This is a genomic window from Rhizobium sp. BK008 (genome assembly GCF_014197345.1).
Taxonomy (GTDB): Bacteria; Pseudomonadota; Alphaproteobacteria; order Rhizobiales; family Rhizobiaceae; genus Rhizobium; species Rhizobium anhuiense.
Map to the genome: position 1 here is coordinate 2,085,155 of NZ_JACIFK010000001.1, position 20,994 is coordinate 2,106,148.

The 20,994-nt window shown below is 61.5% G+C and carries 18 protein-coding genes and 1 tRNA gene; 7 read left to right on the forward strand and 12 right to left on the reverse strand.

Features of this window, described 5'->3' with window-relative positions; genetic code table 11:
• Window positions 1–55: 55 nt before the first annotated feature.
• Entirely contained in the window at window positions 56–1,393 is a 1,338-nt protein-coding gene (locus tag FHT69_RS10250) for an extracellular solute-binding protein (RefSeq protein ID WP_063474288.1), read from the reverse strand.
• Between the two features lie 177 nt (window positions 1,394–1,570).
• On the opposite strand from FHT69_RS10250, the gene FHT69_RS10255 reads away from it, so the two are divergent.
• Window positions 1,571–2,185 carry a GNAT family N-acetyltransferase gene (locus FHT69_RS10255; protein WP_025554907.1) on the forward strand — a complete coding sequence of 205 codons (615 nt, stop codon included), beginning with the start codon at window positions 1,571–1,573 and terminating at the stop codon, window positions 2,183–2,185.
• 20 nt (window positions 2,186–2,205) lie between these two features.
• Here the strand turns inward: FHT69_RS10255 and FHT69_RS10260 are convergent, their stop codons facing one another.
• Window positions 2,206–3,963: a glycogen debranching protein gene (locus FHT69_RS10260; RefSeq protein WP_183905289.1), complete on the reverse strand. Its 1,758-nt coding sequence runs from the start codon at window positions 3,961–3,963 to the stop codon at window positions 2,206–2,208.
• Between the two features lie 361 nt (window positions 3,964–4,324).
• Between FHT69_RS10260 and FHT69_RS10265 the strand changes: the two genes are divergently transcribed.
• The 3 genes from FHT69_RS10265 to FHT69_RS10275 all read left to right on the forward strand — a co-directional run bounded on the left by FHT69_RS10265 (window position 4,325) and on the right by FHT69_RS10275 (window position 6,092).
• The gene (locus FHT69_RS10265) at window positions 4,325–5,506 is read left to right on the forward strand and encodes an ROK family transcriptional regulator (RefSeq protein ID WP_183905290.1); all 1,182 of its coding nucleotides are present in this window, start codon (window positions 4,325–4,327) and stop codon (window positions 5,504–5,506) included.
• A gap of 82 nt (window positions 5,507–5,588) precedes the next feature.
• On the forward strand, window positions 5,589–5,882 hold the full coding sequence (locus tag FHT69_RS10270; RefSeq protein WP_047616439.1) for a helix-turn-helix domain-containing protein: 294 nt from the start codon (window positions 5,589–5,591) through the stop codon (window positions 5,880–5,882).
• Between the two features lie 60 nt (window positions 5,883–5,942).
• Window positions 5,943–6,092 carry a hypothetical protein gene (locus tag FHT69_RS10275; RefSeq protein ID WP_047616637.1) on the forward strand — a complete coding sequence of 50 codons (150 nt, stop codon included), beginning with the start codon at window positions 5,943–5,945 and terminating at the stop codon, window positions 6,090–6,092.
• A 3-nt stretch (window positions 6,093–6,095) separates the two neighbouring features.
• On the opposite strand, the gene FHT69_RS10280 is transcribed toward FHT69_RS10275, so the two are convergent.
• Window positions 6,096–6,308, reverse strand: coding sequence for a hypothetical protein (locus FHT69_RS10280; protein WP_029872887.1), 213 nt, complete (start codon window positions 6,306–6,308; stop codon window positions 6,096–6,098).
• A 194-nt stretch (window positions 6,309–6,502) separates the two neighbouring features.
• Between FHT69_RS10280 and FHT69_RS10285 the strand changes: the two genes are divergently transcribed.
• Window positions 6,503–6,736, forward strand: a complete 234-nt coding sequence (locus FHT69_RS10285; protein ID WP_047616438.1) for a DUF982 domain-containing protein — start codon at window positions 6,503–6,505, stop codon at window positions 6,734–6,736.
• Window positions 6,737–6,742: 6 nt separating this feature from the next.
• Here the strand turns inward: FHT69_RS10285 and FHT69_RS10290 are convergent, their stop codons facing one another.
• A complete protein-coding gene (locus tag FHT69_RS10290) occupies window positions 6,743–6,958 on the reverse strand; it encodes a hypothetical protein (protein WP_183905291.1) in 216 nt (71 codons plus the stop codon).
• Window positions 6,959–7,457: 499 nt separating this feature from the next.
• Between FHT69_RS10290 and FHT69_RS10295 the strand changes: the two genes are divergently transcribed.
• The gene (locus FHT69_RS10295) at window positions 7,458–8,090 is read left to right on the forward strand and encodes a class I SAM-dependent methyltransferase (protein ID WP_063474285.1); all 633 of its coding nucleotides are present in this window, start codon (window positions 7,458–7,460) and stop codon (window positions 8,088–8,090) included.
• A 196-nt stretch (window positions 8,091–8,286) separates the two neighbouring features.
• Here the strand turns inward: FHT69_RS10295 and FHT69_RS10300 are convergent.
• From FHT69_RS10300 to bcsN, 7 genes are all read right to left on the reverse strand, one after another.
• Window positions 8,287–8,363: transfer RNA gene (locus tag FHT69_RS10300), tRNA-Pro, on the reverse strand.
• 98 nt (window positions 8,364–8,461) lie between these two features.
• Window positions 8,462–9,130 carry an HAD family hydrolase gene (locus tag FHT69_RS10305; RefSeq protein ID WP_063474284.1) on the reverse strand — a complete coding sequence of 223 codons (669 nt, stop codon included), beginning with the start codon at window positions 9,128–9,130 and terminating at the stop codon, window positions 8,462–8,464.
• A 90-nt stretch (window positions 9,131–9,220) separates the two neighbouring features.
• Window positions 9,221–11,596, reverse strand: a complete 2,376-nt coding sequence (locus tag FHT69_RS10310; protein WP_183905292.1) for a cellulose synthase — start codon at window positions 11,594–11,596, stop codon at window positions 9,221–9,223.
• Complete coding sequence (locus tag FHT69_RS10315; protein WP_097631042.1) at window positions 11,593–12,639, reverse strand: glycosyl hydrolase family 8; 1,047 nt, start codon at window positions 12,637–12,639, stop codon at window positions 11,593–11,595. Before FHT69_RS10315 ends, FHT69_RS10310 begins: the two co-directional genes overlap by 4 nt.
• On the reverse strand, window positions 12,636–15,098 hold the full coding sequence (locus FHT69_RS10320) for a cellulose biosynthesis cyclic di-GMP-binding regulatory protein BcsB (RefSeq protein WP_183905293.1): 2,463 nt from the start codon (window positions 15,096–15,098) through the stop codon (window positions 12,636–12,638). The genes FHT69_RS10315 and FHT69_RS10320 overlap by 4 nt, the downstream gene beginning before the upstream one ends.
• Entirely contained in the window at window positions 15,095–17,287 is a 2,193-nt protein-coding gene (gene bcsA / locus FHT69_RS10325; RefSeq protein WP_047616634.1) for a UDP-forming cellulose synthase catalytic subunit, read from the reverse strand. The genes FHT69_RS10320 and bcsA overlap by 4 nt, the downstream gene beginning before the upstream one ends.
• Before the next feature lie 57 nt (window positions 17,288–17,344).
• Window positions 17,345–18,325 (reverse strand): cellulose biosynthesis protein BcsN, encoded by a 981-nt coding sequence (bcsN, locus tag FHT69_RS10330; RefSeq protein WP_063474334.1) that lies wholly within the window; start codon window positions 18,323–18,325, stop codon window positions 17,345–17,347.
• A gap of 326 nt (window positions 18,326–18,651) precedes the next feature.
• Here bcsN and FHT69_RS10335 point away from each other — a divergent pair, with 326 nt between their 5' ends.
• Window positions 18,652–18,966 (forward strand): DUF1236 domain-containing protein, encoded by a 315-nt coding sequence (locus FHT69_RS10335; RefSeq protein WP_063474280.1) that lies wholly within the window; start codon window positions 18,652–18,654, stop codon window positions 18,964–18,966.
• Window positions 18,967–19,115: 149 nt separating this feature from the next.
• Here the strand turns inward: FHT69_RS10335 and FHT69_RS10340 are convergent, their stop codons facing one another.
• Entirely contained in the window at window positions 19,116–20,762 is a 1,647-nt protein-coding gene (locus FHT69_RS10340) for an ATP-binding protein (protein WP_047616423.1), read from the reverse strand.
• Between the last annotated feature and the right edge of the window lie 232 nt (window positions 20,763–20,994).

Sequence of the window (20,994 nt, forward strand, 5' to 3'; positions counted from 1 at the left end):
CAAGACGCGGGCCGCGGCGTCCAAGGCGGACGGCCGCGGCCAGCGCCCGCACCTTTTATTTCTTATCCTTCAAATACGCCTGATAATCCTTGTCCATGGCGTCGACGAAGGCTTCGGGGGTGATATTGCCGGACAGAAGAAGCGGCGTGTTGTCGTCTATCGTCTTCAGCATCGTCGGGCTCGACCAGTCGGGGTAATGGCCGAGCGCATCGTTCGCGTTGAGTGTCTTCCACATTTCAATGCCGGAGCTCAGCAGCGGCGTGAGCTTCGGCTTTGCGTCGGCCGCCAGCGACGTTGCCGGAAGATAGCCGGCAGCGGCCCAGGTTTCAGCAGCCTTTTCCGAAACCATATAGTCGATATAATCACCTGCCAGGTCCTGCGTTGCCTTGGTTTTGGCAAGGCTCGTTATCGCCCAAGCAAGGTCCACGCCTCCGACACTCAATGGTTTGGAAATGCCCTTCGGGGCGGGAATGGCCATGAAGCCGATATCCGGATTGTGTTGCATGTCACCGAAATACCAGGTTCCGGAGATCAGGAAGGCACCCTGCCCTGATATGAAAAGCTGGACGGCGTCATCCCCCGAGATGCCCTCGAAACCGGGGAAAAAATAACCGCCCTGTGCCCATTGCTGCACGAGTTTCGCGGATTCGATGTTCCCCTTGGTGTTCCAGGAACCGCCCCTGCCGTAGATCAGATCATCAAGTTCGGCGCGATTGCTCGCGTCGATATGCGCTTGCTCGATGGCGCCGATCATGTGCAGGGCCAGATGCTGCTTTGCCGAACCCATCATGAAGGGCGCAACGCCTTTTTCCTTCAGCTTATCAAGATCGGCCAAAAACTCCTCGAAGGTTTGCGGCAATGCTACGCCCGCATCGTCGAGGATCTTTTTATTGTAAAAGAGACCAACGATCTCACCGAGGCCTGATATGCCGTAGGTCTTGCCGACCCCGAACTTTCCATCCTCCCAGCGGTCTCGAGCAAGTACTGAATCCGACTGCCGCTTGTCCCAGCTGTATTTCTTGATGTAGTCATCAACCGGAAGGAGCAATCCTTCCTTGACCATCGCGCCCATGTCGCCGGCGCCCTGGTTAACCTTCGTGATGACAGGGCCGTTCCCTGCCGAAACCGCAAGCTTCAGCGTCAACTTCATGTCATCAAAGGTGCGGGCGGTGCGTTTGATCGTGACACCGGGATGCGCAGCTTCGAACTCCTTGTTCAGTTGCTCTATAACAGCGCTCTGACCTTCATAGGTCTGGTCATCCCACACAGCCAGATCGTCAGCGCGCGCGGCTGCCGAAAGGCCCAAACTTATAAGCGCTGCACCAGCAAGCGCGACGGCTGCCTTCCATTGGCATCCCGGCAGTATGTTGATCGATTTCACGCTTCTATTCATCGGTTCCACCTCATTGATTTATTCTCCACTTTCCGTTCAGACCTGCCGCCCAGGCGACGGCCGAACGTTTTCTTCCCCCAGAGCTTTGCCGGGCTGGCGAATCTGAGGTAATCGTCAATGCATGAGCCTCCCTCGCAACCTGAAATGAAAAAACGCCACGCAGGAGGTGGCAAAGTGATGGACAACAACTGCTCCATCCGCCCGGCGACCGAAGCGGATACCGAAGCCCTTTTCGACATCTGCCTGAAAACCGCGAACGGCGGCGACGATGCCAGCGCGCTCTATAGCGACCCGCATCTGCCCGGCTACATCTGGTCGGTGCCCTATCTCAAATTCGCCGAAGACTTTGCCTTTGTGTTGATTCAGGACGGGCGCCCGGTCGGCTATATCGTCGGCGTCCCGGATACCAGCGCGTTCGACAGAGAGTTGCAGGCGAATTGGTGGCCGTTCGTCCGCCAGGAGATCGCTGGCCTGACGCCCGCCCGTCCGCGCGACGCCGACGTGATCGAACGTATTCAAAACCCGCGCAGCGGCACGCCGTGGCTTCAAGACGACTACCCCGCGCATCTTCACATCAACATCCTTCCCGGACTTCAGGCAGCCGGTTGGGGACGCAGGATGATCAGCATTGAGCTTGAGGCGCTGAGAGATCACGGCGTCCGAGCGGTGCATCTCGGTGTCGATCCCAACAACCACCGCGCCAGGGGCTTCTACCATCACCTCGGCTTTTCCGAATTCGAACGGGATGGTTCCGTCGCCTTCGCGATGCGGATCGATGAGGGGTCCCGCTAGAACCGACGGCGCAGTATTGTTCATGACCTTGGCTCCGCATTTGCAGCGTCCAGCCCATATTTCAAGACGACCGCCGCCGGCATGGCACTCCAGCCCTGAAGCAGGGAACCGCGCCCATAAGGCGGCGAGAAATATTCCACCGCACCGATCCAGCCATTGTCGAGGCAGGTTTCCCACCAGCGTGTCAGTGCGTAGCGTGCACCCCCAAGTCCGTGGCGAAGGCGTTCTTCGGCATAGGCGCCATCCCAATACGGCCAGTCCGAGCCATTGTGGTAGCGGTAGGGAAAAGCGGTCTTGGATCGCAGATCGCCTTGCCGCTTGAATGGCGGATAGGCGCACATGACACCCCAGCTGCCATAGGGCTGTTGTTGATTGTTGCGCGTTTCCAGTCTGTTTTCAAAAGCTTTCAACAGGCCGACGGCCCTATGCTTCGAAATTGCGCTGAATCGCGACAAGGTCAGGCTGTCGAGAGCCAGATGATCCTCGATGAAAGCGCCAGGCGTTCCATAATCGATATATCCCGCCGTTGCCGGCACGAAGAGCCTGGCCTCGATTTCTTCACGGGCCAGATTTGCGGTCTTGAGCGCGCGTGCGGCAAGCGTCGGATCGTGGCCCTCGCCAAGCCTTGCCACCGCGTCCATGGCACCGACGAAAAGACCGAGGTCATAGGAGACGAGACCCTCACGATAGACGTTGTCGGCCCAGTCCCGGTCGTTGCGCGGTTTCAGCGGCAGAACGCTGTCGGGCGCGGCCAGGCCGAGATAGCGATCGGTGATTGCTCTGACGATCGGCCAGTGCAGTTGCACCTCTGCCAGGTCTTGCGTCACGCTGAAATAATCGCTCAGAAATAGAATGAAAAAAAGCGGGCTGTCGAAGTGATCGCTCCACCAGTCCTGCGGACGGTTGTGGTATTCCGGCACGGCTCTTTTGTGGTTTTTGGGATTGGCCTTGCTGTCGGCGACGAAGTGCTGCCAGGCCTGTGATTGCGCCGGCCCCGTCAAGATCACGCCGCTCGGGGCCTCCCCATCCGACTGCACTCCCTTGGCGAGAATTCGGATCTCATCGCGCACCGCCTCCGGCGCCAGCATCAAAAGAGGCTGCATCGTCCAGTAGCCGTCGCGGTAATAGGTTCGCGCCGGAGCACTATAGGCCTGCCCGGCGGCAAGGCCAGCGAAGGCCCCGTTTTCGTCGTGCCTGATGCTGGAAAGAGCGGCGTGTATCCCCTGGCTGACCATGCTGCGCATCAACGGATCGGCCTCGGGCATCCTGTCGCAACGCGCCGCATATTCAGCGGCTTCCCCGATAATGGCTTCGCTGGTGAGGCTCAACGCTTTCTCAGCTTCGTCTCCTGAGGCGCCGATGGCGATCCGCAAATCCGAACCCGACGTTTCGACAATGAGGACACCCCAGGCCATTTCGAAAGTCTGCCGATGGTGGTTGCGGGTGACCCTCACCCTGGCACCCTTGCCATCCGGCTCGTGCCACCAAGCGCAACGACGCGCAGGGTACACGCCCCGAAGGCTTGCTTGGCGGATCAGCATTACCGGTCGCGACTGCGCGACAAACACGCCGCCCTGTTTCGACACGACTCGGTTCGGGGCATAGGCATAAGGGCCGGTGAATGGAGAAAATCTCACACGCCCCAGGCTGCCGGCTCCCCACAGGGCAAGATCAGCATATCCACCCGGATGAACATCGGCCTGAAGGCGCGGCGTCATGACAGGCAGTAAAACGGGCTCTTCGGCGAAAAGCTGTCCATCAGTCGAAGGCTTTATCATGGGCAGATCCCCGCACGCCAAGTTCAACAGACAGCAGGACGAGAAAAAGAAATAGAGCCGAATAAGCCCAGGCCGCTCCTCTTCGGACGACCTTGGCGAGCGCATGTCTACCCGGACGAGACGTATGGCGCATACTGCTCCTCGACCCTCTTTATATCACGCGCATTGGATTGCGCGTTGATCTCAGCCTACAGGCCGATCCCTATTTGTCAAGGACATAGACAAATTGCCGATCTTGCTATACTCAAATCCGGGAGGACGGCGGAGCTAAGCTTCCGAATTTCTCTTCTTCTTGATAATTATGATCTAATATCGCCCCAATTAAGTATGCGCTCCGAACTAATTGGATCGATCTGGCTGGATGGCAATGACATCTTCCGTCGTACAGACACCCATCGCACGAAAAATTTCAACCAATGCGGTGATCCGAACCATTTTGGCAAACGGGCCGATCTCCCGCGCCGATATCGCCAAGCTGACCGGTCTGTCAAAGCAGACGATTTCCGAGGTCGTGCGCGACCTCGAGGATGACGGATGGCTGAAACCTGTCGGGCAGACCGACGGTCGTCCAGGCCGGAATGCCATTATCTATGAAATCAATGCGAGGGCCGGACTGGCTGTCTCTATCGATCTCGGAGGCACCAAGATCGCCGCAGCCATCTGCGATCTGTTGGGAAACGTGGTTGCCGAAACCAAAGTGGCCACCGACCCGCGCGGAGGCATGCATCTCGTCAATCAATTCAGCGATCTTCTCGTTGAACTCGCGCTTGCGGCCGGGACCACCGCCGACAAGCTCCGTCTCGCCGTCCTGGGCACACCCGGCGTGCTCGATCCGGTCACCGGACACATCAACGTCGCGCCGAATATCCCCGGCATCGACGCCATAAATCTGCAGCAAGTCTTCAGCGACAGAATGGGTATCACCGTGATCGTGGAAAACGATGTGAACCTTGCGGCGCAAGGGGAGCGGTGGCAGGGACACGGTGTCGAAACCGGCAATTTTGCTTTCGTTACCCTTGGAACAGGCGTCGGCATGGGCATCATCGCCAACGGAACTCTGTTGCGCGGCGCGCGTGGCGCGGCCGGCGAAATCGCCTATCTCCCGATCGGCGGGGATGCGTTCGATCCCGGCGGCTTTACGCTTGGAACCTTTGAGAGCGCGGTCGGCAGCGTGGCGATGCTGCGCCGCTACACCGGTTTCGGCGGGCGTGACGCATCCACCGTGGCCGATCTCTTCGCCGCGTTTGATGCAGGAGATACAAGCGCCGTGGCCGCAATCGAAGAGACGGCCAGGCTGGTGGCGGTCGCCATTGCGGCAATCGGAGCAACTCTTGATCCTGAACTGGTGATCACCGGTGGCAGCATCGGCTCGAGACCGGAACTCGTGGACGCCATCCGGCGTTTCCTGCCGCGTTGTACCCCTTATCCGCCGCGCATCGAGATCAGCCGCTTCGGAAACCGGGCCGCCCTTATGGGCGGCGTGGGGATCGCGGTCCAGCGCATGCATGATGATCTGTTTGGCGTAAAACTGAGGGACGTTTGAAGAATGCATGCAGCATTGCTTCGTTCGCCAATCAATCGCCGGGCCACTTGAGAAGCGCTGCAAATGCGCTAGATTTTCCACCATGATAACGGCAACGCAGATACGCGGCGCGCGCGCCATGATCGGAATGAGTATCGAAGAGCTCGCCGCCGCCAGCGGCCTGCCCGTGGAGACCGTGACGGCGCTCGAAAACGGTGAATTTGCGGGCGAGCCGCACGCGCTGTTCGATGTGCGCAGTACGCTCGAAGCGCACGGCATCATCTTCCTTTCCAGCGGCAATCAAGATGAAGGCGGCCCCGGCATCCGGTTGCGCGCACGCAGCTCCAGCGATGACGGCATCCGGCCGGAAAACCTCAACGCCGCCAACGACGACTGACGGAACCAATCGGTGCGCTAAGCGTTTCGCTGTCCCATGAACACATCCGGGGGCAGTCTCTTGAACCGAAGCAATGGTCTCTACGTCATCATCGGCGTTCTCGTCGTCGCCGTCGTCGGTCTCGGCGCCTACATCTTCCACGAGGAAAGCAAGCCGCAGGGGATCGAGATGAGCATCGGCAAGAATGGTGTGTCGATCGAGCAGAACTGATCGTCAGAGATAGGTTTTTGCAAGATCGGCGAGTTTGCCGCCGTCTTTCACGCCCTGCCTGTAGAGCTGAATGATGACCGCACCAATCCGCTCGGCCTCCGGTGTCGTCCTGGCCAGGCCGCGTTCGTCGCAGACCTTGTCGAGCACTTGCGACAGCAAATCGAGATCTTCCGAAAATAGCGGTAAATCATGCGGATGAATTGATGATCGTAACATCACGCCGCACATCCTCCGAGGGCAAACGCATTCACGCTTGCATCGCCGGCCGCCCTCCGCAACCGTCATAAAATCATTATGCGCGACGGTCCGAACTTTAGCAACTGCGCAAATTCCCGGGGAATAAAATTATGGAACAAAATTTTGTCCCGCGCGTTTGGTGGCGCTTGTAGCAGGAATCAGTGAGTGCAGACGTGAGCGAAATACGCTTTCCCTCCCCCGTCCGGGTCCTTTCTCCAAATAGCAGCCTGATCGTTTCCACCGTCTGGGAGGCCGTCGAATATCTGAAACGGTGGCCCAGCAAGCGCGGGCGCGACTATCGCGTTGCGCGCCAGCATTGCCTGGATGCGCTCGACGGACTGCGCAGCCCGCGCGCAGCGCAGGCTTCCTTCGTCACGGCAGCCAAAGCGGCAGGATTGCTGGTGTGAATTGCTCTAGCTGCTACGGCCGCTGGCGGCGAACTGGGGATGGATGGAGCCTTCCGTGATGATCTTGGCGGTCACTTCGATCACCTGCTCCTCGGCGAGTTCAGCGAGCGCGAGGGCGACATCGCCCTCTGACCAGCCGGCTTTGACGGCCTCTTCCGACAGAGCTTGGAAAGCGGCTGCGAGGGCCTGCCTGCAAGTGAGATTCTGCTTCATATCCGCCATGCGCTCGCACTAGGCTATTTCTGACAGGGATAATGTTAATCTACACATATTCGCCAGAAAGCGAAGAGGGTTCAGATCTTTTTCAAATCAAAATTGGGCTCTTAACTTCAAAGCTCTGTATAGCCTTAACAAAATGCAACAATCATCACCTCTCCCAACTGAGGGAGTACCAAAAAGAACTACAGGAACTATTTGCGACACACTCCCAAAGGGTATTCCGGCGCGTTATTTATTTTAAATGGTCGAAACGGCTGGAGCCGATACAGCGGCCCTTTGGTCCGCGAGAATGCGGCAACCTCAATTGCGGCCCGTTTTCAGCATCTTCCTGGCACCCTGTCAATCAGCTTCGCGGATTTCCCCGAGACGAGCGCCGGGACCGCTGGAGATCCCTTGGCAGCCGCGAACGCCTTCGGCGTTTATCACCTTAATACCACAACGACACCACACTGCCGTCAAAGTCCGCCGTACCATTGCGGCGGCTCACTTATCAGGAGGTAATATGTCTATCGAACTGGACGCGACTACCTATGTCCACGCCAAGCCGGCGACCGCCCATTCCTATATCTTGCCGGCCGTTGTCGATGTTCTCCAGAATAATTTTCAGGAGGCAAACGAGACTGCGGTCTTCGACCTCGGTTGCGGCACCGGCGGTGCTGCCGCCGTGCTGGCAAAAAAAGGTTACGACGTCGTCGGTGTCGATCCGTCCGAGGACGGCATTGCGAAAGCGAGAACGGCTCATCCCGATCTTCCGCTGGAGATCGGCTCTGGTTACGAAGATCTCTCCAGCCGGTACGGGACCTTCGATGCGGTGATAAGCCTTGAAGTGGTGGAGCATGTTTATGATCCCAAATCTTTCTCGGCCACCATTTACGATCTGGTCAAGCCCGGCGGCATCGCGGTCGTGTCGACGCCTTTTCACGGCTACTGGAAAAATCTGGCGTTGGCCGTAAGCGGAAAGATGGATGACCATTTCATGCCGCTCAAGGACCATGGCCATATCAAATTCTGGTCTCCCGAAACGCTCAGCACGCTGCTCGTCGAAACAGGCTTCGAAGACGTCGACTTCGAATATGTCGGGAGGATTCCGCTGCTGGCGAAGTCGATGATCGCGATCGCTCAGAAACCGCACTGAAGACGGCGTAAGGCCCGCCGTGTTTTCAATGACGGCGTAGCAACTCGTCTGCAACATCAACAAATGACGTTTTCGTTCGGGACTTTTCCGGGGTTTTCGGTTCCCGTTTCAGCACTACTGGCCATGTCTCGTTCCGTTTTCCGCCGCCGGCGGGACGAAGAAAGTGACATTCTGACTGGGATTTCAAGGGGATAAATGGTCGGGGCGACTGGACTCGAACCAGCGACCCCTTGACCCCCAGTCAAGTGCGCTACCGGGCTGCGCTACGCCCCGACCTGCCGAAACGGCTTGCTTCGTTTAGTTTTTCAGCGCGTGCAATGCAAGCGGAAAAACCTTGCCTCCCACAAAAAGGAAGCGGTTTGTGCGAATGCTCAGATCGCGGCGAGTGCCAATCGGCCTTCAGCGGTTTGAATGGGCTGCCATGCCTGGTAGTTGGCGATCGAAAAATGCGGTGTTTCGAATGGGGTGGCGTGGGTTTCGGTGATGACGGTGACGTCGGCGCCGGCGGCTTCACCGGCGAGGATGCCGGCGACGGCATCTTCGAAGACCAGGCATTTCGCGGGATCGACGCCGAGGCGGCTTGCGCCGAGCAGATAACCTTCGGGGCTGGGCTTGCCTGATTTGACCTCCTGGCCGCTGACGATGACCTTCGGCATCGGGATGCCGGCGGCAGCCATGCGGCGCCTGGCGAGCTCGATCGGCGCCGAGGTGACGATTGCCCATTTGCCATCGGCAATGGCGGAGAGGAAGCGGATGGCGCCCTGGATTTCGACGATGCCGGAGACATCCTCCATCTCCTCGGCGAGCAGCAGATCCGACTCGTGGGCCGGATCGACGCCGGGCAGGCCGAGCCCGCGGATGACGTCGGAGGCGCGGATGCCGTGGATGGTCTTCAGGAAAACCTCCGGTTCGAAGCCGTGGCGTCTTGCCCAGTCGCTCCAGACGCGTTCGACGACGGCGATGGAATTCAGGAGGGTTCCGTCCATATCGAAGAGGAAGGCATCATAGGACCTGTCGAGGACGTCATGGCGAGCGGGCACGGGCTTTTCCTTGAAGCATGAGGCCGGGAAGCATGAGGCCGCGGCGGCCCCTGCGCAGGCGAGTAGCGGAGAGCGGCGGCGGCGTCAACGTCAGTCGTTGACGTCCGGATGGGTGACGTTGCGGACGTCGGCAAGGCCGCGGGCGGCATCACGGCTGCCGGTCGCGGCAGCGGCTTCGAAGATACGGGTCGCATCGCCGTACATTTTGAGATTGAGGTAGCAGTAGCCGCGCAGAACCATCAGGTCGATACGTTCCTGCTGCAGCTGGGCACGCTGATCGAGATAGATCAGGGTTTCGCGATAACGGCCGGCATCGAAGGCCGAAAGCGCCCGGTCGGCGAGGATCGCCACCTGAAGCTCGGCGGCGCGCTGTCGGTTCTGTGGCGCCTTGGTGGCCGCGACGGCAGCATTGCCGGAAAGGCCGGCGCGCAGATAGGCAAGACTCTGGCCGTAGGCCGCGTCTTCACGGACCTTGCGGGCCGGGCTCTGCAATGCCGCCTCGAAGGCCGAGATCGCCTCCATCGGCCGGTTGATATCCATCAGGCACCAGCCGCGCGACAGGGCGTCGGCCGGGCTGAGCTGCCCTGCATCGATGGTCGTCGAGCAGCCGCGTGTCTGGCGCGGACCGCGCTGGACGGTCACCGTCTGCAGCGAAGGCCTTGCCGCGCCACCGGCGACTTCCGGCTCCGGCTGCTGTGCAGGTCCCTGCTCGGCTGGGAGCGGTTGAGCGGCGGTCGGACGCGGCGGCTGCGTCGGCTGAACCGGCTGCTGCGGAGCGAGCGTCCCCTTCTCTGTCGCGACCGCATTCGGCGTCAGCGAGGAGGTATCTTCGAGTTTGGTGATCCGGGTCGACCGGCCGGCCCAGGCGCGCTGGAGGTCGAGCACGCCCTTGCGGTCGCTCAACTGCTCGCGGGTGATGACAAGGCCATAGGCGGACGGTTCGTCATCAGGTTTCCAGGCAAGAGCCGTCTCGAACCAGCGTGCGGCGGTCTGGAACTGATTGAGTGAACGGGCATACCAGCCGAACTGCTGCGCCGTCGGCGCGTATTTGCGGGCGATGACTTCGGCGGCGACGCGATGCAGCACATCCTCGGCCAGATCGGCCGGCGGCTGCAGCGCCATCAGATTGGCGGTGGCGGCGAGATAGGTTGATGTTGCATCCTCGGAATCGGCGCGCCAGCGGAACATCACCTCTTCGGCTTCCTGCGGCGCCTTGCGGGCAATCAGCGCCAGCGCCAGCCCCTGCGAAGCGGCCGCCGAATCTTGCTTGGCGCGGGCGGCGCGGAACCACTTCTCGGCATCGGCATCGTTGTTGCGGCGAAGCTGATACCAGCCGAGCAGCAGCGCATCCGAGGCAAGCCCCTGGGTCGCGGCGAGCTTTTCGAGACGGGCGACATAATCGGGCGCGATGGCGAGATTCGGATCGTCATTGCCTTCGGCCATGAAGCGCCGGGCGAGGTTGTCGCGGATCGCATCGAATTCGCTGCTGCCCTCACTGGCAGGCCTCTCCAGCGCGAGCAGCGCCTGCATCGGCTGGTAGGCAAGCAGCGTCGAGGCTTTTTCGACCGTCGCCTGCCGCTCGGCCGGATTGGGGCAGTTCTTCAGGATATAGGTGTAGGCGTCCTGGCCGCGCTGCGTCCTCTCGGTCCGGATGAAAGCTTCGGCCACGCGCCAGAGAATATCGATCTCGCTGCAGGTGAGCAGGCTCGGCGTTGCGGCAGCGGTATCGACCACCGTTGCATATTGCTTGAGGTCGGAAGCATTGATGAGGCGGGCGCGCGCCTCGGCGACATCGAGCCGGTCGAGCAGATCGGCCGGCGGCTGCCATCCGGCATCGGCTGCCTGGCGGTCAGCGATCGCCTTGCGCAGCTCCGCATAGCGGCCATCGGAATAGAGTTGCCACATGGCCTCAAGCTGTTTGTCGCCATTCTGCGGCACGGCGAGCGGATCGGCCGGCGGTACCCAGTTGGGGTAGAGCGCCTGAAGGCGGGAGATTTCGGCCTGCAGGCGCAGCTTGTCGCCGCGGCTGGCGAAATAACGAAGCGCACTTTCATCGACGGCGGGCGGCGGCGGCGCCGCAGCCTGTTGCGGCGCGGGCGGCTCGGAAACGATGGGGGGCGTGACCGGCGCCGGCGGGGCGGCCGTCTGCGGTGCCGCAGGTTGTGATGCCACAGGTGGAGGCGCTTCAGGCTGCTGTGCTGCGGCATCCGGCGCGGAGGTATCCGGTGCCGGCGGCGGCGAGGAGGTGATTGCCTCGATCTTGTCGGCGACGAGCTGCGCGTTGAATTCGGAATTGCCGCCGGGAGCATCGGCCGGCTTGATGCGGCCCATCATCATCAGCTCCGGCACCGGCTTGCCGGCAGGCCCAAGGCCGAACCGTTCCTGCAGAGCGGCACGATCCTTCAGCCCGGTGACGAGGGTCGCCACCACGACTGCCGCTGAAACCGCCACGAGGGAAGACTTCACAGACACTCCGGATGCTTCTCCCCGATATAGGCCAGCCCCAGCAACTGGAGCGTAGACGGATAATAGAGTGCGGGCGCAAATTGCAGGGCCGAGCCCGGCAGCTTGGCCCCATCGATTACACAGGCCACAACATCGTTAACAATTCTATAACCCGGATCCGGCAACACCGCCTTCGGCCGGCCGGTGGTGAGATCGAAGGTGGCAGGAACACCGTCTTTCGACATCCCCTCGCGCAGGTGGGTCAGCAGCGCCTTGTCGGTGACGCCGCCGCGAACGAGATAAAGCGGAATGCGAATGGCGTTATAGGCAAATTCCGCGTCGAAACCCTCGGCCGGCTGCGGCTGACCGCGCAGGCTCACCCATTCGGCGGGAAGCTTGCGCGGGCCGAACTGCATCGTCTTCAGCAGCGCCACGCCATCTTCCGACAGTTGTTTCCAGGCATCCGACGGAGCGAGCGCCGCCATCACCGGAATAGCCTCGTAAATCCAGTAGGACGGGTTGACGACGGGACCGTCGTCACGGTCGCTGCCGGTAAAACCCTCGCTTCCCGGCAACAGGAGCGTCCGGCCAGCCGAGCGCACGACGGTTTCGGCAAGCAGCGCCTGCGCCATGCGGGAGGCGGCAAGGATATAGTCCTCGCGTTTCCACGCCGTGCCGGCCAGCGCCAGCGCATAGGCGATCAGCATGTCGCCATCCGAGGCGTTGTTGGTGTCGGTGACGTGCGGCTTGACGTTCGGATCCCATTTCCAGACGGCCAGGCCATCGTCGCGCAGCAGCAGTTCGGTGCGGGTAAAATACCAGATCTGCTCGAAATCGGCGGGGCTAGCGGCGAGATAGGCGAGCAGCATGCCATAGCCCTGCCCTTCGCTGTGGCTGATATTGCCGTTGCCGTTGTCTACGATACGGCCGCTCGCATCGAGAAACTTCGCCTTGTATGCCGACCATGCGCCGGCATTGATCATCGCCTGCTGCGCAACGGCGGGCGCTCCAGCCGGAGCGAGCGCGACCGATGCCGCAAGCAGGAGCGCGCGTAACCGTCTCATTTCGACCGACCCAGCCTTCCGAGCATGCTTGAGGTGGTGACCCCGATCAGCAGCACGAAGACGACCAGCAGGAAGGCATAGGAGAGGATATTCGTCGACAGCCAGTTGGCGGCGATCAAGCGGTAATTGGAGATCGACCAGGGGGTGGACGGCACGAAATCGAAACGGGTGACGGGCACGGTCTCGATCTTGCCTGTCTTGCTCGAGTAGGTGGTGATGTGGCCTGATATCTGCGGCCAGTTCAGCTGCGCGGTCAGAACCTCCAGCCCTTCGCGCAAATCCTTCGCCGACGGCGCCGTCACCACGGTCCACGCGCCCGCCCCCGCGGGACTGGAGCCCTGGGCCACCAGGAGCGTGTCGACGTTGGACGGCGTGAAAATCTCCTCGGCGCCGGGCACGAATTGCAGCGAACTGCGGGAGATATCGAAATTGCGCGACACCCATTCGCGGAAAGCCGTGATCCGGTTGTGCAAGACACCGCCGCTGACCTTGGAATTCCATTCCTCAAAGGCCGTACCGGTATCGACGACGCTCGCCTGCGTATCGGCCACCGGACGCCACGAGGCCTGGCTCTCCGTCGAAATATTGGCCTGCGACAACGCGGTGGCCGGCATCTGCGAGACGGAGCCGATGAAGATGGCGTCGCGATCGCCGATCATATTCGGCGAGGCGACGGTGTCGACGGCAATCGGATGGCCGGCCGTGATCGCCATCTGGCCGAGCAGCGTGGCGGCGGCCGAAAGCGTATCGGCATCGACGCGGTCGATAAAGAGCGGCGTCGGCTCGGTGGCCCGACCATAGGGATAGGCGGTGCCGGACATTGCCGCCAGATTCGGACGCTGACCGACGCGGGCAAAATCCGGAATCTGCAGCTCGGATGTGTCGAACAGGGCAAAGCGCGGCGTCGCACCGGCCGTGGCGCCCGGCGCGCAAGCCGCATCGTCCTTGGTCATCAGGATCGCCTCGATCGCCACCGAATTGAGACCGGGCTTGAAGTGCCGCATCGTCACGCGGATCGGCAGATGACGGAGAATGCCGCCGGTGGTGGTGGTAATCGGCACGGTGGAGGCGATGTTGTCGTTGACGTAGATATCGATGTGGCTGCCGGGCAGCACGTTATCGGTATAGGCGGCGTCGAGCAGCACCTTCGCCTCGCCGTAGGCATTGGCATAAAAATCGGCCGGCACGGCAACATTGAAACTGGTCCGCAGCCGCCGGCCGGAGAATTCGGTGGTCTTCACGCCGAGTTGGGACAAGGCGATGTTCGTATCGGAAAAGACCAGCGGCGCGTTCGGCGCGCTCCAGCGCTCGGTCGTCAGCACGTCGCGGCGGACATCCGAGGACCTGTCCGTCGGCGAGACGATGGTATCGATCGCCGAGGAGACCGCCTGCCAGGAGGGGCCGCTGATCAGAAGCACCGGCGAACCGCTGCGCGGATCGGTGGCGAAAGCGGCGAATGCCGCACTTTCGGCGCCGGGCGGCAGGCTGGGAAAGAGCGGCCGCAGCTCCGCCGCGGTACCGACGAGCACGCTGAGTTTACCTGGCCCGGCGGCCGGAAGCGAAGCGGTGCTGAAGGCAAAGATCTGGTTCGGCATGCTGCTCAGCACCGACAGGCCCTGCGCCAGTCGCAGCAGCGGCTTGGTGGTTCCCGGCTGCTCCAGTGCCGGGACGACGATGTCGAACTCGGTCTTGCCGGCGCTGTTGACGCCGATGGCGCGGATCGCGTCGGCGCTCGACAGCTGGGCGGCATCCCTGCCGGCAAAGCTCAGATAGGTTCCGGCCGGATCGATGTTCGACCACAGCTCATAAGTGGACTGGATGCTGCAATCGGTGCGGTGGCGCTGGGCGGCCTCGAAGGTGACGAGATTGGCGCCGGGCTGCAGCAAACCGGGCGGAACCTGGAAGGTGACGGCCGACGGTCCATCCGGCGAGCCGACGCGCTGTTGGCCGATCGGGCGGTTGTTGAGATAGACGGTCACCGCCGATGCCTCAGGCGCGACGACGATCGCATTCTGGTAGGCGAAGGTAAAGCTTGCCTTGGCCGCCGCCTGTTCCGGCGTCAGATAGACCGACCATGACCGGCGATCGTATTCGCCACTGAGATCCAGTTTCGAAAAGGGCACGACATAGCGACGGACATCGCCGGAGCGCGGCGGCGCTGCGGTATTTGCCGCCGCGGCTGGCTGGAGCGCGGGTGCTGCCAGTTGCGGCTGGACGACAATCGTCAGAGGAACGGCTGCGGGAGCAGGAGCGGCCGGCGTTGCAGGTGCGGGTGTTACGGAAACCGGAGGCGTGCCGGCAGCGGGTGCAGGGGCTGTCGGCGGCGTGGGTGGCGTCAATCTCGGGGTAACGGATGCCCCGGGTGGCCGGTCGCCGGACATGTCGAAGGGCGCCGTCTGCGCCTGGGCAAAGGCGGAGGCATTCAGCAGGAGAAGCGAGGCGGCGACGATCCTTCTCATCCAGCATTGACCTTTGCCGCCCGCTGCTGGGCTTCCCGCTCCGGCCGCATGCTGCGGAAGAAGTAAATGAGGCCCCGGCTCGTCTGGTAGAACGACAGGCCGAGGAACCAGATGGTGCCGCGGATCAGGCCGGGATTGCGGCGGCGCGAGGCCTGAAACTCGGTCCACTGACCGGAATTGGCAAACATCAGGTCGGCGATCAGGCGATGGTCGAGCGCGCTTTTCGGCACGTACTGGCAGCCGACATTGCTGATGTCGCCCGACGGCTCGATGTTGCGGACGATGAGCGGTAGGGTTTCCAGATCGGCGCCGCTATAGGGCCGGAAGCGGATTTCGCCGAGTGCGCCGACCAGCATCTCGTCGAGTTGCTTGTTGAAGATGTGAAGCCTCGCACCGTGGACGGAAACGTCCTCGATCGAAGCCGCGTACCACTTGCCGTTGGCGCCGAATTCGCAGCGCCGGTTGACCCGGACGCGGCGGGACAAGGCGCGCTCGCCGCGTTCCGACACGACACCCAGCGCGCAACCGGCCATGATCAGGTTGATGAGGTTCCAGCCGCCGACGACGAGCGTGACGTCGGCCTTATAAGGCTCGGCATAGATCCTGTAGATGGTGATGATGAGCGCGACGATCTGTACCGCAAAGATGACGAAGAACGGACGGCTGATCTCCGACAGACGGCTGACGGCGATCGATTCATCCTTGGCGGTGACCTTGAAGGTCGGCTTCCTCGGATTGAGCATGACGGAGACCACGGCCGGCAGCAGATGTACGGTCTGGACATATTCGTACAGCTCGGAAATCCAGGGCCAGCGGAACGACCCGTAGAGGTAGTTCTGCATCATCAGGTTCACGAGCATGTAGGCCAGCGTATAGGCAAGGAACTCGCCGCCGGAGGCGGTGAAGATCTCCAGATCGAAGAACAGGTAGAAGAGCGGCGCAAACAGGAAGATCGTCCGCGGGAACGGGAAGAGCCAGAAAAGCGTAGACGACATGTAGCAGAAGCGCTGCGGGATCGTCAGGCCGCGCTTCAGAAGCGGGAAGCGAAAGCGCAGGATCTGCATCATGCCCTGCGCCCAGCGGCTGCGCTGACCGATGAAGCTTGCGAAGGTGGCCGGCTGCAGGCCGGCGATCAGCGGCTTGTCGACATAGATGCTGTTCCAGCCGCTGCCATGAAGCGCCAGCGCCGTCTCGCAATCCTCGGTGATGCTGATGCCGGAAAAGCCGTTCTGGGATTCGAGCGCCTTGCGGCTCAGAACCGCCGCCGAGCCGCAGAAGAAGGCGGCGTTCCATTTATCGAGGCCGCGCTGGATGATGCCGTAGAACATCTCGTTCTCGCTCGGCATCTTGTCGAAGGTGCGCAGATTGCGCTCCAGCGGATCAGGATTGATGAAGAAGTGCGGGGTCTGGACGAGGAAGAGCTTCGGATCGTCTTCGAAATAACCGACGGTCTCGAGCAGGAAATCGCGAGCCGGCGCGTGGTCGGCATCGAAGACGGCGATGAGTTCGCCGGTCGAATGTTTCATGCCGTTGTTGAGATTGCCGGCCTTGGCGTGCTCGTTGCGGTCGCGCGTGAGGTAGCTGACGTCGAGATCCTGACAGAGTTGCTTCAGCTCGATATGGCGGGCGGCAGCCGCCTGGGCTTCGAGCAGCTTGCCGGAATTGCGCTTCTGCAAGGTGCCGCCGTCGTCGAGCAGCCAGACATGCAGCTTCTCGGCCGGATAATCCATGGCCTTGGCGGCGGCGAGCGTGTTTCCGAGAAGCCCGGCATCCTCGTTATAGGACGGTACGAAGACATCGACATGCGGCAGACGCCCGGGATTGGCGGCACGCGAGGGGCGCGGCGGCAGCGGTGTGGCGACGATGAAAAGGCTGAGCGCCAGCATCGCGACGCTATACATTTCGGCGAGATAGAGCAGCAGGCCGGGAATGAAATTCTCAGGCTGGTTCATAGGCGGCAGCGTATTGGTGGTGCGCCAATAGACATAACGCAGCACGATCGAAGTGCCGAAGGCAAGCGCCACGAGGCGCCACGTCCCCTCGCCCTTCAAGACCTTGATCACCGCCATGACGGTTACCACGGTGATGCTGGTGATGAGCTGGGTCTGCAGGTTGACCGGCAGCGTGATCAGCACGATCAGGCAGAGCGAAACCACGGCCCATATGATGACACTGCGGGCTTTGCGCATCGTCGTTCCTTCGAAGTTGCTCAACCAGGGCGCCTTCCGGCGCCCCTGGCATGCTCACTATTTCCGGCAGGCGGCCGTCATGGCCGCGTCGCCTATACAGTCCGGCGAAGGCACGGTGACGCCGATCGCCCTTGCCGATTGTTGGTTCGGCGCAGGCGCGGCATCCGGCTTTGCGCTCGTCTGTGGCGCCTCGCCCGGCAGCGGCACGCGCGGGCCAATGGGCGCGGGCATAGGTGCTGCGCCTTGAGCCGGTTGCGAGGTCGGGGTCTTGCGAAGAGGCGTTGCCCGCGGCCCGCTGACAATCGCGGGCGCCGGCTCATAGCCGATCGGCATCGGACTGGCGCGATAACCGCCCTCGTCGGGATAGATCGGCGCGCCGCTGCGCCCGAGCGCACCATCGGCGGGCGGCGGATTGCCGTAAGGATTCCAGATCTCGCCGTCGAACGTGCCTGATACGGTGTAGCCGTAGACAATGCCGAGCAGCTGACGCTCGGTAGCACTCGCATCGCAGAGACGCAGACGCAGCTGGATCATGCCGAAATTGCGCGCCTGGGTATTGGCGGCGGCACTCGACCGGATCTGTTGCCAGGCATAGATGCAGGTGTCGCCTGCGCGGCTGCGGCCGGCGGCATAGCCGAAGGGCCCATAAGCGTTTTGCAGGAAGGTCGCCGAGGTCGCCATCGGCACACCGGGGGCCGAGCGGGCCACCTCGCGGGTAATGCCGCTCTCGTTGATCATGCTGAAGCCGGCATTGCCGGTGCCGGGATTGGCGCCGGAAGCGCCGAGGAACTGGACCTTGAGGAAATTCTGACCGGGCACGGCGGATGAGGTAAACAGCGAGATCGTCTGCTCGACGCCGTTGCCGCGCTTGCGCTCGACGACGCTGACGATCGACGGGCCGCCCGGCGGCGGCAGGACCAGCGCCTTTTCAGGCGCCACGGTTTCCGGCCCGGAAGGCTGATGCACACCGCCGGTCGACGTGCAGCCGGCCATCACGCCTGCCACGGCCATCAGCGATATCGTCTTCCGCAAACGCATGTTTCGAGCCGCCGCAATCGTCTTTTCAGATATCCATTCGCGAACCGAAACGCGACGGACCTTCGAATCAACGACCACCCGGCCGTTCATCCGACATAAACCGCCAGCATGGTTAATGAAGAGTAAAAAAGAACGAGCCGCTGATATCACCGGAGGGAATCACACTGGACGTTATTCGGACAGCTCAACCGTATGATGCACAAACCAGTTTCGCAACACCTCAACCGCTCTCATTGCGCGTGTCTCCGTCCGGCAAAAGTCAGTGGGGAACTATGCCGCATGGCCGGCGTTGCGTTGATGTCTGGGTAGGAAAAGGAGAATATCCCATGCGCAAGATCATGCTGGCTGCGGCCGCCATGCTGACCATCAGCTCCGCCGCCTTCGCGCAGAGCACCGTCATCGTCACCGATCCCGCACCGACCGGCTCCGTGGTATTGCCCGGCGAAGTGCGCACCTATGTGATGGAGCAAACCGCGCCGTCCGTCGTCTATGAAGGCGATATCGCAGTCGGCGCGACACTGCCCGATACCGTCGAAGTGCATACCGTGCCCAACGTCGACGGCTACGGCTACACCGTCGTCAACGAGCGGCGCGTGATCGTCGAGCCGAAGACGCACCGCATAATCCAGGTCCTGGAATAATCTGATCTAACCGTGGACGTGCGGCCGTCTAGAACAGGATGATTTTAGGCCCGGCCAGCCTAAAATCTAAATCCTGTTCTAAATTAAGGAGTAGAACATGATGTCGTGCGAAAACCGCACACACTTTTCGGCATTATGATCTAGCGGCTTCACGTCCGCTCATCTTCCATCCTCACCGGCACATTCAGAAGTTCACGAATCTTGTGGGCGAGCTGCTCCAGGCTGAAGGGCTTGGCGAGCAGGGAAACGCCGTGATCGAGCACACCATTGTGGACGATGGCATTGCGGGTGTAGCCCGTCGTGTAGAGGATCCGGATCGCCGGCCATTTTTCCTGGACGACATCGGCAAGCTGGCGTCCGCTCATCTGCGGCATGACGATATCGGTGAAGATCAGGTCGACTGCCGCATTCTCCTCCAGAAGCAAAAGCGCCTCCATACCGCTTGCCGCCTGCAATACGGTGTAACCGAGTTCATGCAGGCTTTCTGCGGTCATGGTGCGGACGTTCTCATCATCCTCCACCACCAGGATCGTATCGTTGACGCTGCCCTGAGGAAGCGGCTGAGCGCCGGCGGCGCTCAAGCGGGCGTCCGTCGCGCCGACATGACGGGGAAGATAGATCTTCACCGTCGTGCCCCTGTCGATTTCCGAATAGATCTTGATGTGGCCGCCGCTCTGCTTGATGTAGCCGTAAACCTGGCTAAGGCCGAGACCGGTGCCCTTGCCGGGTCCCTTGGTCGTGTAGAACGGGTCGAAGGCGCGCTCGATCACCTCCGGCGACATGCCGGTGCCGGTATCGGTGATGCTGATCATCACATACTGGCCGGCCTCCACCTCCGAATGCATGCGCGAATAGCGCTCGTCGAGTTCGGTATTGGCGGTCTCGATCGTCAGATTTCCGCCGCCCGGCATGGCATCACGGGCGTTGACGGCCAGGTTCAGAATAGCGTTCTCGAGCTGGCTCAGATCGGCAAAGCTTGGCCAGAGGCCACCGGCGAGCACGGTCTCGATCCGGATCTGCTCGCCGAGCGTGCGCCGTAGCAGCTCGGACATGCCGCCGACCAGCTTGTTGAGGTCGATCACTTCAGGCGCGAGCGGCTGCTGGCGCGAGAAGGCGAGAAGGCGCGCGGTCAGAACGGCCGCCCTCTGCGCGCCGTCTTTGGCGTTCTGGATGGAATTCAGCAGCCGGGGATCCTCGTTGCCGGTCAGGCGCCGCTGGGCGAGATCGAGGTTACCGATGATGATCGCCAGCATGTTGTTGAAATCGTGAGCGACGCCGCCGGTCAGCTGTCCGATCGTCTCCATCTTCTGCAACTGGCGGACCTGCGCCTGAGCGGCAGCATTCTCTTCCATCTCGTGCCGGAGCTCGGCCGTGCGCTGGACCACCGTCTCTTCGAGGCGCGTGTTGAAGCTGTTGAGCTCGTTGCGAAGGCGGCTCTGCCGCTCATGGGCGATAATGATCATCTCCATCAGGCCGACGATGATCGCGGCATTGATGAGATAAGTGGAAAGACCGACCCATTGGCCGGCGCTGACCGGCCAGAAAATATTGTGCGGCTCGACGAAAAATTGCTGGACGATGAAAGCGGCAAGCATGGCCGCGACAAGGCCCGGCCCGGCGCCGCCGATGAAACTTGCGAGCAATATCGCCGGAAGGAAGCTCAGAAAGGGAAAGCCGGAGAGATAGTCGCTGGCGGCAAGCCTCAAAAGAAACGTCAGACCAACGAAGGCAACGGCAAGCGGGTAGGTAAAACCCGGCCTGTGACGCAGCCAATCCGTGGCACTCAGCAAATCCATCCGACACCCCTTCTTACAGCACCGCCATGTCTTTTCAGACGCGCAAAAGACGCTGTAACACTTTGGATTTCTGCATAATTTTATCCCGAAATCGATTCGGATTTCAGGAATTATGCAGCAAGTGGCCGTTGCGCGGCCGGCATCCCAGCTTTTGCACATCGAATTTCAACCGGCAATATGCTGTTTCTCACACTGCCGGGCACGACGTCTTGACGAGCCGTGCAAGCGGTCC